The 16,789-nt window shown below is 64.3% G+C and carries 17 protein-coding genes; 12 read left to right on the top strand and 5 right to left on the bottom strand.

Annotated elements, in window-relative coordinates:
* Window positions 1–161 precede the first annotated feature (161 nt).
* Together V0U35_RS02700 and V0U35_RS02695 are read right to left on the bottom strand one after the other, a co-directional pair.
* Window positions 162–1,298, bottom strand: a complete 1,137-nt coding sequence (locus tag V0U35_RS02700; protein WP_330195113.1) for a serine hydrolase domain-containing protein — start codon at window positions 1,296–1,298, stop codon at window positions 162–164.
* Between the two features lie 9 nt (window positions 1,299–1,307).
* Window positions 1,308–2,174, bottom strand: coding sequence for a bifunctional hydroxymethylpyrimidine kinase/phosphomethylpyrimidine kinase (locus V0U35_RS02695; protein ID WP_330195112.1), 867 nt, complete (start codon window positions 2,172–2,174; stop codon window positions 1,308–1,310).
* 20 nt (window positions 2,175–2,194) lie between these two features.
* Here V0U35_RS02695 and V0U35_RS02690 point away from each other — a divergent pair, with 20 nt between their 5' ends.
* From V0U35_RS02690 to V0U35_RS02680, 3 genes are all read left to right on the top strand, one after another.
* Entirely contained in the window at window positions 2,195–3,055 is an 861-nt protein-coding gene (locus V0U35_RS02690; protein WP_330195111.1) for an HpcH/HpaI aldolase/citrate lyase family protein, read from the top strand.
* Window positions 3,052–3,399, top strand: a complete 348-nt coding sequence (gene arsC / locus V0U35_RS02685) for an arsenate reductase (glutaredoxin) (protein WP_330195110.1) — start codon at window positions 3,052–3,054, stop codon at window positions 3,397–3,399. The genes V0U35_RS02690 and arsC overlap by 4 nt, the downstream gene beginning before the upstream one ends.
* A gap of 93 nt (window positions 3,400–3,492) precedes the next feature.
* A complete protein-coding gene (locus V0U35_RS02680) occupies window positions 3,493–4,428 on the top strand; it encodes a DUF4349 domain-containing protein (RefSeq protein ID WP_330195109.1) in 936 nt (311 codons plus the stop codon).
* Between the two features lie 202 nt (window positions 4,429–4,630).
* On the opposite strand, the gene V0U35_RS02675 is transcribed toward V0U35_RS02680, so the two are convergent.
* Both V0U35_RS02675 and V0U35_RS02670 read right to left on the bottom strand, forming a co-directional pair.
* Window positions 4,631–6,388 (bottom strand): DUF885 domain-containing protein, encoded by a 1,758-nt coding sequence (locus V0U35_RS02675; protein WP_330195108.1) that lies wholly within the window; start codon window positions 6,386–6,388, stop codon window positions 4,631–4,633.
* A gap of 58 nt (window positions 6,389–6,446) precedes the next feature.
* Window positions 6,447–7,310, bottom strand: coding sequence for an SDR family oxidoreductase (locus V0U35_RS02670; RefSeq protein ID WP_330195107.1), 864 nt, complete (start codon window positions 7,308–7,310; stop codon window positions 6,447–6,449).
* Window positions 7,311–7,439: 129 nt separating this feature from the next.
* On the opposite strand from V0U35_RS02670, the gene V0U35_RS02665 reads away from it, so the two are divergent.
* The 7 genes from V0U35_RS02665 (at window position 7,440) to V0U35_RS02635 (ending at window position 14,032) form a co-directional block, all read left to right on the top strand.
* Window positions 7,440–8,831, top strand: coding sequence for an amidohydrolase family protein (locus V0U35_RS02665; RefSeq protein ID WP_330195106.1), 1,392 nt, complete (start codon window positions 7,440–7,442; stop codon window positions 8,829–8,831).
* 92 nt (window positions 8,832–8,923) lie between these two features.
* Window positions 8,924–9,322 carry a succinate dehydrogenase, cytochrome b556 subunit gene (gene sdhC / locus V0U35_RS02660; protein ID WP_330195105.1) on the top strand — a complete coding sequence of 133 codons (399 nt, stop codon included), beginning with the start codon at window positions 8,924–8,926 and terminating at the stop codon, window positions 9,320–9,322.
* On the top strand, window positions 9,319–9,699 hold the full coding sequence (gene sdhD, locus V0U35_RS02655; RefSeq protein ID WP_330195104.1) for a succinate dehydrogenase, hydrophobic membrane anchor protein: 381 nt from the start codon (window positions 9,319–9,321) through the stop codon (window positions 9,697–9,699). The genes sdhC and sdhD overlap by 4 nt, the downstream gene beginning before the upstream one ends.
* 13 nt (window positions 9,700–9,712) lie before the next feature.
* Window positions 9,713–11,500, top strand: coding sequence for a succinate dehydrogenase flavoprotein subunit (sdhA, locus tag V0U35_RS02650; protein WP_330195103.1), 1,788 nt, complete (start codon window positions 9,713–9,715; stop codon window positions 11,498–11,500).
* Window positions 11,501–11,722: 222 nt separating this feature from the next.
* Window positions 11,723–12,385: a hypothetical protein gene (locus tag V0U35_RS02645; RefSeq protein ID WP_330195102.1), complete on the top strand. Its 663-nt coding sequence runs from the start codon at window positions 11,723–11,725 to the stop codon at window positions 12,383–12,385.
* Between the two features lies 1 nt (window position 12,386).
* The gene (locus tag V0U35_RS02640; protein ID WP_330195101.1) at window positions 12,387–13,166 is read left to right on the top strand and encodes a succinate dehydrogenase iron-sulfur subunit; all 780 of its coding nucleotides are present in this window, start codon (window positions 12,387–12,389) and stop codon (window positions 13,164–13,166) included.
* Between the two features lie 494 nt (window positions 13,167–13,660).
* On the top strand, window positions 13,661–14,032 hold the full coding sequence (locus V0U35_RS02635) for a VOC family protein (RefSeq protein WP_330195100.1): 372 nt from the start codon (window positions 13,661–13,663) through the stop codon (window positions 14,030–14,032).
* On the opposite strand, the gene V0U35_RS02630 is transcribed toward V0U35_RS02635, so the two are convergent.
* Complete coding sequence (locus V0U35_RS02630; RefSeq protein ID WP_330195099.1) at window positions 14,033–14,857, bottom strand: 1-acyl-sn-glycerol-3-phosphate acyltransferase; 825 nt, start codon at window positions 14,855–14,857, stop codon at window positions 14,033–14,035. It lies immediately after the preceding gene.
* Window positions 14,858–14,981: 124 nt separating this feature from the next.
* Between V0U35_RS02630 and V0U35_RS02625 the strand changes: the two genes are divergently transcribed.
* Both V0U35_RS02625 and V0U35_RS02620 read left to right on the top strand, forming a co-directional pair.
* Complete coding sequence (locus V0U35_RS02625) at window positions 14,982–16,088, top strand: FG-GAP repeat domain-containing protein (protein ID WP_330195098.1); 1,107 nt, start codon at window positions 14,982–14,984, stop codon at window positions 16,086–16,088.
* A gap of 103 nt (window positions 16,089–16,191) precedes the next feature.
* Window positions 16,192–16,761: a hypothetical protein gene (locus V0U35_RS02620; RefSeq protein ID WP_330195097.1), complete on the top strand. Its 570-nt coding sequence runs from the start codon at window positions 16,192–16,194 to the stop codon at window positions 16,759–16,761.
* The last annotated feature ends 28 nt before the right edge of the window (window positions 16,762–16,789 follow it).

Genomic DNA, 16,789 nt, shown 5'->3' with positions numbered 1-16,789 from the left:
GCGCAGAACCGGGACCTCGAACGTCAGGCATCCCGCTTCAGGTCCCGGCTCTTGCGCTGCTCGGCCGGGATGACAGCGATTGGAGCACAGCTAATCGAGGCCCTTGGATCAAGTCCAAGGGCCGAACCGTTAGGGTCATTGTTCAGGCTCGTAGGACCTCGTCACAGGCAGGCGTATACCGCCTCGATCAGGCGCACAGCGCGAGGATCGCCGGCGAGCGTTGGCAACTGCCGGTTCATCACATAGCTACCCGACAGGCCGCGAACCGGATCGGCAAAGCCGCACGAGCCGCCAAAGCCGTAATGCCCCACAGTTTTCGGCTCGGGTCCGTAGAAGCCGCTGGCAGCATTGATCATCACCCCGGCCCCGATGGATAAATCGAAAGGCAGCACCCGGTCCGGACCCGAGACACGGGGCCGCATCGCGGTTTCGATCACGCGATCAGACACAATACTTTTATTTTGCAAGTAACCCTTGTTCGCGAACGTGCCCATGAGGGTCGCAATCGCTCGCGCCGTCCCGTGACCATTGGCAGCAGGGAATTCCGCCTCGCGCCAGGCTTCCGCGCCCTTCCGGCCCGGCGTGGACCAGGGTTTGAGGAAGGCGGCGGTGTTATATTCGTTGATGGTCCCGAGATCCGGCGCGCGCGGCGGCAGCATGTGGGCCGAGACACGCTCGTGCAGCGCCTTGGGCGTACCGATATGGAAGTCGATCCCGCGCGGACCGGCGATCTCCTCGCGCAGCAGACCGCCAATCGTCCGCCCGTCCGTGCGCCGTGCAATGGCGTCGGCAAGAAAGCCGAAGATCAGGGGCTGATAACCCGACCCGCCTTTGGATAGGTCCCACATCGGCGCTTGCGCGGCGAGACGGGCCTCGATGGCCTCGCGATCAAACCAGTCGGACGCATCCATCTCGTCGGGGAAACCCGGCAGGCCGGTCTGGTGCGAGAGCGCATCCCCGACCGTGATCCCCGCCTTCCCGTTCGCGGCAAACTCCGGCCAGTAATCCGCGATCGGCGCGTCGTAGTCGACAAGGCCTCGCTCGACGAGCCAGGCCATGACCAAAGCCGTGACCGCCTTGCCGGTGGAGAAGACGGCGACCAGCGTGTCGTCCTGCCATTCGGCGGATTTCTTGCGGTCAGTCCAGCCGCCGCGCAGATCGACGAGGGTCTCGCCGCCGCGCATCACGGTGAAGGCCGCGCCGACCTCGTCGAAATCCTGCCAGTTGCGTTCAAAGGCCTCGCGGACCGGCTCGAAGCCGGGCGCGACCGTGCCGGAAATGGGGGGTGTCTCGCTCATGAGGGCGGGTTAGCCCTCCAGCGCTCGGGCTTCAAGCCCGGCAGCCTGTGGCATCATGGGTTTGAGGCGTGCGGTCACGTCCGGCAGTTCGAAGGCCGACCAGTCCCGCGCCTTCAACAGCGTGTCCCAGACCCGGCGCACGGCAACCTCCAGCGCCGTCTTCGGATCGGCCCCGAGCAGGCGGCTGGCGAGGAATTCCGCTGTCAGCAGATCGCCCGTCCCCTTCGGCACGTCCTCCAGCACCGGGTGCGACACGAAACAGGCCGAATGCGCGTCGGCATGAAGGATGCCGATCTCATCGCCTTTGGGGACTGACGAGACCAGGACCGGGCGTTTAAGACTGCGCGCGGCGGCCAGGGCCAATTGCGCGTCCGTGACCGGCTTCCCGGTCAGCCAGCCCAGCTCCCAGGCATTGGGCGTGACCAGATCGGCACGCGGGATCAGCTGGTGACGGATCGCAGACGCCACCGGATCCGGGACATAGAGTTTTCCGTGATCGCCCATGATCGGATCGACGACGATAACAGGTTCTGGCGCGTATGCGCAGACATTGTGGGCCTTTCGGGTTGTCGCCGCGCGAACCGCATCGATGGCCGCTGCGGCCCGGTCCACCTGCGCCGCGCTGGCGAAATAACCGGTCAGGACCGCATCGGTGAGGGCGAACATGCCGTTCGCAGCAACGCCGTCGAGCGCGCTGGAGAACATGGCGTCATCAACCGCCCCACCACCCGGAGCGCCCCAACCCGGATGACGGCCGAGAATGACGGTGGGCACCAGCGCGGTGTCGATGCCGTGTGACTGCAGCGCCGATTCTGCGACGCCGCCGCCGACGCGGCTCGCGGCGACATGCGAGGTCAGGAGGAGGACAAATGCCATGCGGGCTGTATAAGCGAGCCATGACCGCGACAGAAGCCATTCCCGTTCCGCCCCGCTCCGCCCTCTTCGTTCCGGCCACGCGCGCCCGCGCCATTGAGAAGGCTGCGGGTCTGGGCGCGGACATGCTGATCCTCGACCTGGAAGATGCGACCGGACCGGACGACAAGGCCGAGGCGCGCGCGAGCGTGACCGCCGCACTGGACATGTGGGCCGGGTGTGGCGCGACCCTGAGCGTACGCATCAATGCGCCGGACACCGATCACTGGCACGAGGACCTCGCCGCGGCGCAATCCGCCGACGCCATCGTCGTGCCCAAGATCATGGATGCGGGGGACCTGATGACGGTTCGCACCGCCTTGCCGGACGGCCCGCCGCTCTGGGCGATGATCGAGACGCCGGCCGCGCTGCTCGCGCTCCGCGATATCGCCGAAGCGGCAAGCGGTACGGGCATGACCGGCCTCATCGCCGGCACCAATGACCTGACAAAATCGCTGATGATCACAAGCGGTGGAGACCGTTTCGGCCTGATCCCCCACCTCGCGAACATCGTCGCCGCCGGACGGGCCGCCGGGATCGCCATTCTCGACGGCGTTTTCAACGCCTATACCGATGCGGACGGGTTCGACCGCGAGGCCAGCGAAGGCCGCGCGCTCGGCTTTGACGGCAAGTCCCTCATCCACCCGTCACAGGTCGGCCCGGCCAACGCCGCCTTCGCGCCGGGCGAAGCCGAGATCGACTGGGCCAAACGGGTCGTCGCCGCCTTTGACGGCGTGAATGCCGACAAGGGTGTCATCGCCATGGACGGCGAGATGATCGAACGGCTTCACCTTGCCCGCGCCCGCGCTATTCTTTCCCGTCAAATTTCAGGAGAGAGCTCATGACCGTCACACTCTGGCACAATCCGCGCTGCTCGAAATCCCGCCAGACGCTGGCGCTGCTGGAGCAGCACGGAATCACGCCCGAGGTCCGGCTCTATCTCGACGACGCGCCGAGCGCGGCGGAAATCCGCGAGGTGCTGAACAAGCTCCGTTTCGACTCCGCGCGCCAGCTGATGCGCACGGGCGAAGACGCCTACAAGGAACAGGGGCTGAAGGACGTCGATGACGAGGACGCCTTGATCGCGGCGATGGCGAAAACGCCAAAGCTGATCGAACGTCCCGTGGCCATTCACGGCGAACGGGCCGCGCTCGGCCGTCCGCCCGAAGACGTCCTGGTCATCCTCTAGGCTGCTCCGGACCGCCTTCCTCTTTCCCCTGCCCTGTCACATTCTGGCCCCTTACGCGGCGTTCCATCGCCGGCGAGGGAAGGGAGAGGATCGATGAAATCATTCTGGATGACGGCCGTCCTTGGTGCGGCCCTGTTGTTGGCCGCCTGTGATGGCGGACCTGCGGACCGGACCGAGCAGGCCCCGGCACCCGCCCTTGGCGGATACATGGCGGATATGCCCGAGGAGGACGGCAGCATTGTCGTCACCGGTTCCCGCGCCCAACGCGCCGCAGAACCTGGCGGTGATGCCATGGCAGGCGCCCCCGCATTGCAGCAATTCATCGCCTACACCTATGACTTTCAGATGCAGTATGGCTCCACCGCCGTCGAACCGGCGATGGATGCCCATCGCGAGGCCTGCATGACCGCCGGGCCGGATGTCTGTCAGGTGGTGAGTTCGTCGAGTTTCTCGCGCAATGAAACCCACGCTCAGGCGCGCCTGCAGATCCGCGCCGCGCCGGACTGGCTTGAAGCTTTCCTTGGCAATCTCGAACGCGATGTCGAAGAGAGTGGCGGTGAGATCGTCTCGTCAAACATGTCATCGACCGATCTGTCACGGCCCATTCTCGACGCCGAGGCCCGCCTGAATGCCCAGCGCGCCCTGCGCGACCGGCTGACGGCGCTCCTGGAACGTGACGATGCCGACCTCGCCGATCTCGTGGCGCTCGAACGCGAGCTCGCCCGCGTGCAGGGCGGGATCGAGTCCATCGAATCCAATCTGCGTAATCTGAGGGCCCGCGTGACGATGTCGACGGTCGATCTCGCCTATTCCAGCCGCGTCACTGTGACCGGCGACGGGGCGGTCAACCCGGTGACGGCGGCGCTGCGCGATGTCGTGCGCAATTTCTCACGCGCCCTCGGCTCGGTGATCACCTTCGTCGCCATGGCGGCACCCTGGCTGATCCTGATCATCCCGGCGCTGTGGCTGCTCGGCCGCTGGCGGCGGCGCGTCAATGCCCGCAAGCGCGCGGAAAAAGCGGCGGGGTAGAACTTGCTGTTCTCGCTTTTCTGGAGCCCTCCTTCGAGGCCCGCTATCGCGGGCACCTCAGGATGAGGTTGTTGAATTTCACCAACCTACCTCATGCTGAGGTGCTTGCCGCAGGCAAGCCTCGAAGCACGCATGAAAACTGAGCCACCATAACGGAAATGCGGTCCCGGATCGGTTTCGCCGTCCGGGATTTCAAGAATAGTTATTCCCCCGCGTGAATGGCGACCTGCTCGGCGATCCAGGCGTCCATCTTGTCTTCGAGGTAGCCCAGCGGCACACCGCCATCAGAAAGAAGCGCGTCATGGAAGGCACGGATGTCGAAATCGGCCCCGAGCTGGTCTTCGGCACGCGCGCGCAGGTCGCGCATCAGGAGCTCGCCGGACTTGTAGGCGAGCGCCTGACCCGGCCACGAGATATAGCGGGCTACTTCGGTGCGCACATTGTGCGGAGCGAGGGCGGAGTTTTCCAGAAGGCAAGCTTCGGCCTCCTCCCGCGTCCAGCCGAAATAGTGCATCCCGGTATCAATGACGAGGCGGCAGGCGCGCCACATCTCATAGGTCAGCCGGCCGAAATGTTCGTAGGGCGTCGTATAGATCCCCATGTCGACGGCGAGGTTCTCGGTATAGAGGCCCCAGCCTTCGCCAAAGGCGGTGATATAGGTGTCACGGCGGAATTCCGGGACGTCTTCCATCTCCTGGGCGAGGCTGATCTGGTGGTGGTGACCGGGAACGGCCTCGTGCACGGTCAGGGCCGGCAGATTGTAGAGCGGGCGCTGTGACAGGTCATAGGTGTTGACCATGTAGCCTCCCGCAACACCGGTCTCGGAATTGCCCGGCCAGTAACGCCCCGTCGTATAGCTCGGGGCCATCGCCGCCGGGACAGGCCGCACGCCATAGGGCAGGCGCGGCAGGCGGCCAAAGAAGCGCGGCATGGCATCGTCGGCGCGCTTGGCGATCCACGCGGCATGCATCAGGAGTTCGTCTTCCGACTGGGCGTAGAATTGCGGATCAGTCCTGAGGAAGTTGATGAATTGCGCGAAATCGCCCTCGAACCCGGTCTCGGCGATGACCTCATCCATTTCTGCACGGATACGTGCGACTTCTGCCAAACCGCGCTGGTGAACCTCTTCCGGACTGGTATCCATCGTGGTGTGGAAGCGGGTCAGCACCTGGTAGAGTTCGCGACCCTGCGGCACTTCGGAAATGCCGATACTCTCGCGGGCGGCGGGCTGATAGACCGTTTCGAAGAATTCTAGCAGCTCGGCATAGGCCGGCAGGACTTCGTCTTCAATGGCGGTCAGGGCTTCGGCGCGCAGCCGGTCACGCTCGGCCTGGGGCAGGCCCGGCGGCAGTGCCTCGATAGGCGCAAGGAAACCGCTCTCTTCAGGGGTCGACTCGGCAATGGACCGGATCTGGGCGATCACACCGGGAATGATGTAGGCGGGCTGGACGAAACCGTCCTCAACGCCCTGCTCCATCCATGCGGCATGGGCCTCGAAGAACTCCCACACGCCGTTCAGGCGCGAGATCCAGGCTTCGGCTTCCGCCACGTTCCGCGGCCGGACCGACGCGGCGACATAGGTCGGCGTGGTGAAGAAGCCGGAATCATTGGTGAAGGGAATGCGCTCCATGTCGAAGGGCGCAAGCTCGACGCGGTAGCGGAGCACATAGTCGAGCACCGCATAGCTGACCTGGTCGTTTTCCGGCAGGGCCGAGGCGTCGATGGCTTCGAGCCGTTCCAGGAATTCCGCTTCCGCCGCCTCGTTGGCGAGCGCGGTTTCCGCGCTGGGATCGGGCCATTGCGCGGCGGCGGCGAGGTCGCCTTCGCGTCCGGCCTGGATCGGATTGCCCGCCAGTTCATGGGCCTCGAAATCGGCAACGAGATCGGCAAAATCGTCCGCTTCGTCGGCAAGGGCGGGTGAGGCGGCAAGCAGGGACAGGGTCAGGGCGGCGCGGATCATGGGACGGTCTCCGGTCAGATCAGATTCGCGCCACCTTAGACCAGGGGGAAGGCCCGCGTCAGTCCCGATCCTCGGGGCGCAGGCCGATCCGTTTGACGGTCAGCTTGTCGACCAGGCGTTCCGGAAGGAGACGCGGGATGGTCCAGTTTTCCATCCGGTCGGGGACTTCGGCATAGCGCAGCTTCGGCTTGTCAGCCGTGATGGCGTGATGAACCCGTTTCGCGATGTGCTCGGGCGGCAGGCCCTCCGGACCGCGCTTCCGCATCCAGCCCAGGACATTCTGCATCGGCTTGACGTAGTCAGTGTCCTTGTACTGCTCGACATCGATCTCCTCGGCCTTGTCCCAGATCGGCGTCGCCACGGCTCCCGGCCCGATGATGACACACTCGATGCCATACAGCGCGAGCTCCTTGCGGAGCGATTTGGTCAGGCCCTCAAGCGCATGTTTCGAGGCCGAATAGGGGCCCATGAAGGGCGCGCCCATCTTGCCCGCGACCGAGGACATCATCACGATCCGGCCCGGCGGTCCTGCAAGCTTGTGATCTGCGCCTAACAACGGGCCGAAGGCCTGCACGGTGCGGATGACGCCGAGCACATTGACATCAAGCTGCGTCTCGACTTCGTCGACATTGATATGGAGGAGAGGCCCGGCGACCGCGATCCCGGCATTGCAGACCAGCCCGGCGAGCGTCTGGCCGGCAAGGGTTTCGGAAACGGTTTTCGCCGCCGCCTGAAGCGTCGCCGCGTCGGTGACGTCCATGATCAACGGTATGACGCCCTCGCCGATCTCGGCCTTCAGGCGTTCAGCGTCGGCATCCTTCCGGACCCCGGCGAAGACGCGGAAACCCTTTTTGACGAGGTAATCGGTGCAGGCCTGACCGATGCCGGTGGAGGCTCCGGTGACGACGGCGTATTGCGGCATGGGATAATTCCTCGCTCTGGCTTGCTCTCAAACTAGACCCGGCTGTGACGGGGGCAAGGAAAGTCTTTTGACCTTCCCCCTGAACCCGCCCTATCGTCCTGATTCACACACGGGATTTGGGGACACGACATGATCATCCGGACACTGGCCATTCTGGCCACTTTGGTACTGACAGCGGGCGCGCAGGCGCAAGACCGCTACGCGCTCGTTGGCGGCACGCTGATCGACGGCAATGGCGGCCAGCCCATCCGCAATTCGGTCATTCTCGTCGAAGGCGAGCGCATCGTGCGCGTCGGCAATACCGACACGGTTGAGGTCCCCGACGGCTATGAAGTCATTTCGACTGAGGCCATGACCGTGCTGCCCGGCCTGTGGGAAATGCACGCCCACCTGATGCTGAACGGTCATGCCGACTACGATCACTGGCACCCGACCTACATGGACCGGATGGAAGACGAGATCATGCCGGCCTCGGCGGTTCAGCTTTTGCTCGCCGGGGTGACGACGGCGCGCGATCTCGGCGCGCCGCTGGAAATGAGCCTCTCGATCCGCGACCGCATCAATGACGGCGTCCTGCCTGGACCCCGCCTCTTCGTTTCCGGCCCCTTCCTGCAGCACCGCACGCGGCCCGGCGCGGAGAACTACCGCTGGGGGATCAATGGCGAGCGCGAGGCCCGCGCCCGCGTCAACGAGCTCGCCGATGCCGGCGTCGATGTCATCAAGCTGATCGACCAGGACGAGATGACGCTCGCCGAGGCCACCGCCCTCGTCGATCAGGCGCATCAGCGCGGCCTGCGCGTTGTCGCACACTCGCACCGCCCGAATGAAATCCTGCGTGGGCTGGAAATCGGCGTCGATAATTTCGAGCACACCGGGCTGACGACCGCGCCGGAATATCCCGATCACGTCATGGACGCGCTCGTCGACCGTACTGCGCGCGGGCGGATCAGCGGCGGCCCGCTCTTCTGGACGCCGACCATCGAAGGCCTGTGGAATTATTCGCGCACCCGCGACAATCCCGAACGGCTCGACACCGATTGCTGGCACCGGGGCCTGCAGCCCGACACGATCGCCGACATCGCCGCCTCCATCGAGCATCCCGACCAGCTGACATACATGCAGCTGACCCCGCTGCGCGCCCCGACGCTGCGCCGCAAGTTCGAGCAACTGCGCGAGGCTGGCGTCGTCCTGATGGTCGGCACCGACAGCGGCATCCCGATGAAATTCCACTGCCAGTCGACCTGGAACGAGATCGACGTCTGGACGCGTGAACTCGACGTGCCGGTGATGGACGCGATCCGCGCCGCGACCTACTGGCCGTCTGTCTTCATGGGCGTGGAGGATCAGTGGGGCCGCGTGCAGGAAGGCCTCTATGCCGACATCATCGCGGTCGATGGCGATCTTCTGACCTATCCGAACCTCCTCCAGGACGTCGATTTCGTCATGAAGGGCGGCGTCGTCTACGTCGAGGATGGACAGGTCAACGAAGAAATCCTGCCGGAATCGCTGCGGATGGAGTGACCCGGCGCGCCCCGGCGCGTTGACCGACGCCCTGCGAAGCCTATTGTCTGGCGCGAACGGGTTCTGTCTGACTTCGCAAGAGAATCGCCCTCATGGCCAATGCGCACTCCCGCCCCATCGCCCCGCACCTGTCGGTCTGGCGCTGGCATGCGACCATGCTGTCCTCCATCCTCCACCGCGCCACCGGGATCGGGAATTATCTCGGGGCCGTCGCTCTGGTGATCTGGCTGGTCCTTCTGGCGACAAACAGCGAGCCGCTCGTCGGCTTCCTCTTCGAAGGCCCGATGGAATGGGTGACGCGGATCGGCCTCATCGCTCTGACCTGGTCGGCGAGCTACCACTGGTTCAACGGGCTTCGCCACCTCGCCTGGGACGCCGGGACGGGCTTCGATCCGCAAGGCTCCAATCTGCGCTCGCTCATCATCATCGTTCTGTCGGTGATCGCCACGGCGGCGATCTGGTTTGCCGCCCTGACCGGAGGTGCGTCATGAGCCAGAGCTTCCGCACACCGGCGAAACGCATCAACCCGCATGGCGCGGCCCATGCCGGCACCGGCCACTTCATCGCCCAGCGCGTCAGCGCCATCGCGCTCGCCATCGTCCTGCCGGTCTTCGTCGTAACGCTCGCCCTCTCCGGCGCGCCGGACAGTTTCGCCGCGCGCAGCTATTTTGCCTCGCCCTTCGGCGCGATTGTCTCCCTCCTGACGCTGACTGCGGCGCTTTATCACATGCGCCTCGGACTCCAGGTCGTGGTCGAGGACTATATCCACACCGTCGCGACCAGGACCGCGCTTCTCGTACTCAACTCGCTGCTCGCCGCCGGGCTGTGGCTCGCCGCCGCCTACGCGCTTCTGACGCTCGCCCTCTAGGACCGTTTCGCCAATGCCGACTTACGAATGGATCGATCACACCTATGACGTCGTGGTTGTCGGGGCCGGGGGGTCCGGCCTGCGCGCCGCGCTTGGCGCGGCACAGGCGGGGCTGAAAACCGCCTGCGTCTCCAAAGTCTTCCCGACGCGCTCACACACCGTGGCGGCGCAGGGCGGCATCTCGGCCTCCCTCGGCAATATGGGCGAGGACGACTGGCGCTGGCACATGTACGACACCGTGAAAGGATCGGACTGGCTGGGTGACCAGGACGCCATCGAATATCTCTGCCGTCATGCGCCCGAAGCCGTTTACGAGCTGGAGCACTGGGGCGTACCCTTCTCGCGCACCGGCGAGGGCAAGATCTATCAGCGCGCCTTTGGCGGCATGACCCGCAATTTCGGCGAAGGCCCGGTCCAGCGCACCTGCGCGGCGGCCGACCGCACCGGCCACGCCATCCTGCACACGCTCTACGGCCAGGCGGTCAAGCATCAGACCGAATTCTTCATCGAGTATTTCGCCCTCGACCTGATCATGGATGATGACGGGGCCTGCCGCGGCATCACCGCCTGGAAGCTCGACGACGGCACGCTGCACCGTTTCCGCGCCCAGACCGTGATCCTCGCCACTGGCGGCTATGGCCGCGCCTATTTCTCCTGCACCTCGGCGCACACCTGCACCGGGGACGGCAATGCGATGGTTCTGCGCGCCGGCCTGCCGCTGCAGGACATGGAATTCGTGCAGTTCCACCCGACCGGTATCTATGGCGCGGGCGTGCTCATCACCGAAGGGGTGCGCGGCGAAGGCGGCTATCTGACCAATTCGGAAGGCGAGCGCTTCATGGAGCGCTACGCCCCGAGCGCCAAGGACCTCGCCAGCCGCGATGTGGTTTCGCGTTCGATGACGATCGAGATCCGCGAAGGCCGGGGCGTCGGTCCCAACAAGGACCATATCTACCTTCACCTCGACCATCTCGACCCCGAAATCGTGCACCAGCGCCTTCCCGGGATTTCCGAAAGCGCGCGCGTCTTCTCCGGCGTTGATGTGACCAAGGCCCCGATCCCGGTCCTGCCGACCGTCCACTACAATATGGGCGGCATCCCGGCGAACTATCACGGCGAGGTCGTCACCAAGCGCGATGGCAATGCCGACACGGTCGTGCCGGGCCTGATGGCCGTGGGCGAAGCGGCCTGCGTCTCGGTGCATGGCGCGAACCGGCTGGGTTCGAACAGCCTCACCGACCTTGTCGTCTTCGGCCGCGCGGCTGGCTTGCGGGCCGCTGAAAACCTCACACCCGGTGCGCGACAGCCCGACCTGCCCGCCAATGCCGGACAGAACTCGCTCGATCGTCTCGACCGGCTGCGCAACGCGTCCGGCGGCACGCCGACCGCAAAACTGCGCGACCAGATGCAGCGCGCCATGCAGGACAATTGCGCCGTCTTCCGCACCGGCGATGTCCTGAAAGAAGGCGTCGAGAAAATCGCCGGCGTCTACACGGCTGCGAAGGACATTTCGGTCGCCGACCGCACGCTGATCTGGAACACCGACCTGATGGAGACGCTGGAGTTCGACAACCTCCTCGGACAAGCCGCCGTCACCGTGAACAGCGCCGAAAACCGCAAGGAGAGCCGGGGTGCCCACGCCCGCGAGGACTTCTCCGAACGCGATGACGAGACCTGGATGAAGCACACGCTCGCCTGGGTCGATGAGACCGGCAAGGTCACGATCGACTACCGCCCGGTGCACGATTACACGCTCAGCGAAGACATCGAGTACATCGAGCCGAAGGCGCGGGTGTATTGATGCGCGGAATTGGCGACACGATAGGGTCACTGGTCTTTATTGGTTACGAACTGGGCGCATTTGGTACATTCGTATACCTGACTTTCTTTGATGGATATCAGTACAATTGGTGGAACTGGATCGTCGCGATACCTGTGAATGTATTTTTGGGTCACATATGGCCAATTTTTTGGTTGGTGATTCGTCCGCTTTTTGGGAGCTAGTATGCGAGCCATCCTGCTCATGACTACTTTGGCTGTGTTCGCCGCACCGGCACTCGCACAGAACAATGGTCTGCCGACCCAGCGTCAGGGCCTGATCCTCGTCGAGGTCATTACCCAGCGCGGGCTGGAGTGTGACCTGCTGCGGCCCTGGCAGGCCGGAGCGCTGCGCATGCAGACGCGGATGGAGCTGGGCCAGTATGACAGCGAGGCTCGCGCTGAAATTTCCGGCGAGATCGCCGAGCGTACCGCCGCGATGACGTGTGAGGATCCGCTGCTCATTGGCTGGATCGAGGGCGCGAGCCCCGGCTTTGAACGCGAAATGCTGCCCTTCTTCCTTGTCGCCTATGACGCGATGGCCGGACTCGATCCCGTGCCCGCTCTCTTCGCTGAAGAAACCGGGCGCAGCGACTATGGCCTGCCGTTGTCGATCATAGGGGCCGAGATCGAACGGCTGCAGGATGCCGGAATCCGCCCCGAAGGCGGCGTGGAATGGGACGCCTACGAGACCCGTATCAACACAGCGGCGGCCGAAATCGGCGGTGTGCTGGGCGGTGCGGACAGCGAGCGCTTTTCACACGCCGAGGCCGAAGCCTATGCCACCGACATCGCCCGTATAACCGAGCTCTGGCTCGCCGACGCCATGACCGAATCCGATAACTCCGATACCAACGGGACCGAATAAGATGGTCGAACTCGCGCTTCCGAAAAATTCGCAAATCCGCAAGGGCAAGGTCTGGCCCAAACCCGAAGGCGCGACCAATACGCGCGACTTCCGCATCTACCGCTATGATCCGGAGTCCGGCGAGAATCCGCGCTGGGACACCTATACGGTCGACATGGACCAGTGTGGGCCGATGGTTCTCGACGCCCTCATCTGGATCAAGAACAATATCGACCCGACGCTCGCCTTCCGCCGTTCCTGCCGGGAAGGCGTGTGTGGCTCCTGCTCGATGAATATCGGCGGGCGCAACACCATCGCCTGCACCAAGGGGTCGGACGAGTTTTCCGGCGTCATCGCCATCTCGCCCCTGCCGCATCAGCCGGTGGTCAAGGATCTCATTCCCGATCTGACGGATTTCTACGCCCAGCATGCCTATGTCGAGCCCTACCTCCAGACCAAGACGCCCGAGCCGCAGCGCGAATGGCGGCAGACCGAGGAAGACCGGTCCAAGCTCGACGGGCTTTATGAGTGCATCCTGTGTGCCTGCTGTTCAACGGCCTGCCCGTCCTACTGGTGGAATGGCGAGAAATATCTGGGGCCGGCGGCCCTCCTCCAGGCCTATCGCTGGATCGCCGACAGCCGCGACGAGATGACGGGCGAGCGGCTCGACGATCTCGATGACCCGTTCAAGCTCTACCGCTGCCACACGATCATGAATTGCGCGCAGGTCTGCCCGAAGGGCCTCAACCCCGCCGAGGCCATCGCCAAGATCAAGCAGAACATGGTCGAGCGAGAGGCTTAGGTTTCCCTCTCCCTTCAGGGAGAGGGTCAGGGTGAGGGGTCTTTTTCCTTGCGTGCTTCGAGGCTTGCCTAAAGGCAAGCACCTCAGCATGAGGAAAGTTGCCCCCAGCATACCCTCATCCTGAGGTGTCCGCGAAGCGTCAGCCACCCTCGATCCAGTCGAGGCGAGGCCTTCTCCATCAAGGAGAAGGCGGAGACTCCCAATAGCGTCATGCCCCGATTTATTCGGGGCACTCGTAAGCAAGATCCCCCGGACAAGCCGGGGGATGACGCTTAATCCGTTCGCCCGGCGAAAGCCGGGATCCAGAAATCGCGCAAGCTAGGCCCCGACTTGCGTCGGGGTAACAGATTCAATTTCGGTTTTGATTCCCTCTAGCCCTCATGAAAGCGGGAGATTTCTCCCCCAGATCGCGTTTCTCACCCACATGGGGGATGGCAGAGCCGGCTTTTCCGGGCAGGGTTTCGGGCAATGACAACCAGCAGGGGACGACACCCATGAAGCTTGGAGCCTTTTCCATCAGCCTCGCGGTAAAAGACATCGCCGCCTCGCGCGCCTTCTATGAAAAGCTGGGCTTTGCCACGCTCGGTGGCGATCTGGACCAGGGCTGGCTGATCCTGAAGAACGGCGAGACCGTACTCGGCCTCTTCCAGGGTATGTTCGAGAAGAACATGCTGACCTTCAATCCGGGCTGGGACCAGTCGGCGCAGAATCTCGACGACTTCACCGATGTCCGCGAGATCCAGGCCGCCCTGAAGGCCGCTGGTCTCGACACCGGCGAGGATATCGAGGCTGGCACCAATGGCCCGGCCCATTTCACCCTCACCGACCCGGACGGCAATCCGATCCTGATCGACCAGCATCGCTGATCAGTCCCAGGCCAGTTTCTCACACGCCAAGCGGACCGTCTCCGTGGCTTCGGCTTCGGAGGCGGGCAGGGTTTTGGGGTCAATCGCCTCACCGAACGAGAGCCGGTAGCGCGCGCGCTTCTTGCCCATGAAGCCGTGAAACACCGTCATGTCCTTCAGCTCCTCGCTCATTTGCGCGAGGGCGTAATAGAGGAACGGCATGCGCTGGGTGACGCCCATCGGGATGACGGGAAAGCCGAACCGCCGGGCGAAACTGATCGCGGTCACCTGCCAGGGCTTTTCGGTCAGCCGCCAGCGCCGCCAGTTCCATTCCGCCATGCGTCCGGCCGGGAAAATCACCACGCAGCGTTCCTGCTGAAAGGCGGTCAGGGCGGCCCGCACCGTCTCGCGGGAGCGCTCGCGCGAGCGTGTGTCCTTGCGCCAGTCGACCGGCAGGACGACGTCTTCGAGACCCGGACAGACCCGCAGCGCGTCCCGGTTGGCGAAATAGCAGAGATCGGGGCGGCGCGCCCGAAGCGCGTCCCAGACCGCCACACCGTCCGCGATCCCGCCGGGATGATTGGCCATGACCACGCAGCCCCCGCGCTCGGGAATGGCCTCGAGCCCGCTGGTCCGGACATCGAGATCAAGAAAGCCGCGCACCCAGTCGAGCGCCTCTTCCCCGCCCATGGGCGCAATCGTGTCGGCAAGCCCGACGGCCTTGCGATACCCGAGCAGCGGATAGGCGACGGCCCGGGTTGCGCTCCACAGGCGCGGGCGCGTCATCAGGCGCGGGGCGCGTTCCTCGATCAGCGTGTCAACGACGTGCTGGCCAGTCTCGGTCATGGGTGCAGTGTGAAGCGTTCGGGCGTTACAGGCGAGAGGAAAGCGCGGAAAATCAGCCAGCACCTTGCCAAGCCGGGCGCATCCGGGAAAGCTGCCCTGAGCTTTCCCAACGGAGCTGCACCCCGTGTCCCTTCGCCTCTGCCTGACCGCCTCAATCACCGCCGTGGTCCTGACTGCGGGACCTGCATCGGCGTCACCCTTCGGCTTTCACCCTTATCTTCTCTTCGGCAACGAGACGGACCTGACGGCCTCGGTTGCGCTCGGGGATGTCGATGGCGACAGCGATCTCGACGGCATTGTTGTCAATGGCCGTCACTGGACCGGTCAGGATCAGGTCTTCTTCAACAACGGGACGGGATTCTTCACCGCTTCGCGCAATCTCGGGGACATCGCCGCAACCGGCTACGAGGCGGCACTCGGCGACTATGACGGCGATGGCGATCTCGACGTCGCGGTAGCGCACGATCGCCTGCCTTTGAGCGTCCTCTACAATGACGGCACCGGCGCATTTTCGAACCGGACCGAGTTCGGCGGCCTGGTCCAGTCCCGGGCCATCGTTTCTGCCGACATTGACGGCGATGGCGATATTGACCTCGTCCTCTCCCAGCGCGGATCGGCCAATCTCGTCTACCGCAATGACGGATCCGGGCGGTTCACCGACATCACGCCCCTACTTGGTGACGATCAGACGGTGGGCGTCGTGGCGGCCGATCTCGACGGCGACGGTGATATCGATCTCGCCTTTGCCAATCGCGACCCCAACGGACAGCCTGTCTATGTCAATGAAGGCGGTCGTTTCGGCGAGCCGGTCTATCTGCCGGGTATCGGTACGGGCCGGGCGTTAGCTTCAGGCGACATCAATGGCGACGGCCATACCGATCTCGCCTATGGGGGCATCGACGGCCCCAGTGCGGTCGTGTTCGGCGATGGGGCAGGCGGGTTCTCCGATCCCGTCTTCTTCGGCGATGGCTCCGAAGCGACTTACGGAATCGCGGTGGCCGATCTCAATGGTGACGGGCGGGCCGACATTGTCACCACGCGCATCCGCGCCACAAACGAAGTTTTCCTGTCCTTGGAGACGGGGTTCATCCGCCATGAGGTCGGTGAGGATGCCGATATCACCTATGGCGTCACGACCGGTGACCTCAATGGTGACGGCACGCCGGACCTCGTTTTCGCCAACAACTCGGCAATGAACCAGATCGTCCTGATCAACCCGGACGGCTTCTAGCCGCCAACAGTCCGCCCCTCACGTTAACACTTTGTTTGCAATTGGCCCGCGCCTTGCGACGGGGTCTTCCGACGTTAACGAGCTGTTCACGATCGGGACGACCATGGCCATTCTTGATGCACCGACCACGCCTTCCCTGTTTGACCGCCTGACGCGCCCGCTGCGCAATCTGCAGCACCGCGTGCGCCGCCGGCACGGCCGTATCGACATCGCGCTGGCCGATTTCATGGAAGAGGCGGTCCGTCCCGGCGACAAGGTGCTCCAGCTTGGTGCGGATGAAACCGCGTCACTGACCATTCTCGAACGCGGCGCTTTCCTGAGCCTCGTAGCCTCAGCGGGTGCGGCCGATATCGTGGAAACCGCCTGCCAGACCCGTGGGACCGATGCGGGCCGGTTGCGGGTCTTCAACAGCGTCCGGGCGTCTGAAAGCGCCGGAACCGCCGACGCGGTCTATCTCGCTCCCGCGACCGGGTTTGCGGCCCAGGCCGCGCATCTTCGACACGCCACGACCCGGTTGAAGACCAATGGTCTTCTCCTGATCGACGGTGTCGATACGGTCGCGGGCGGCCGCATCTATGACGCGTTGCAGGCCGATCTCGGCTGGCGGATCGACGAGGTGATTTCCGGCCGCGTCGCCGTCTTCCGCAAGACCGCCGCCTTCCTGGCGGCATAGAATCGGACACAGACACTTTGCAGCAAAC

Source organism: Hyphobacterium marinum (assembly GCF_036330325.1).
In the GTDB taxonomy this organism is placed as follows: domain Bacteria; phylum Pseudomonadota; class Alphaproteobacteria; order Caulobacterales; family Maricaulaceae; genus Hyphobacterium; species Hyphobacterium marinum.
Note: the sequence above shows the minus strand (reverse complement) of the source record. Positions and strands in the feature narration are given on the sequence as shown.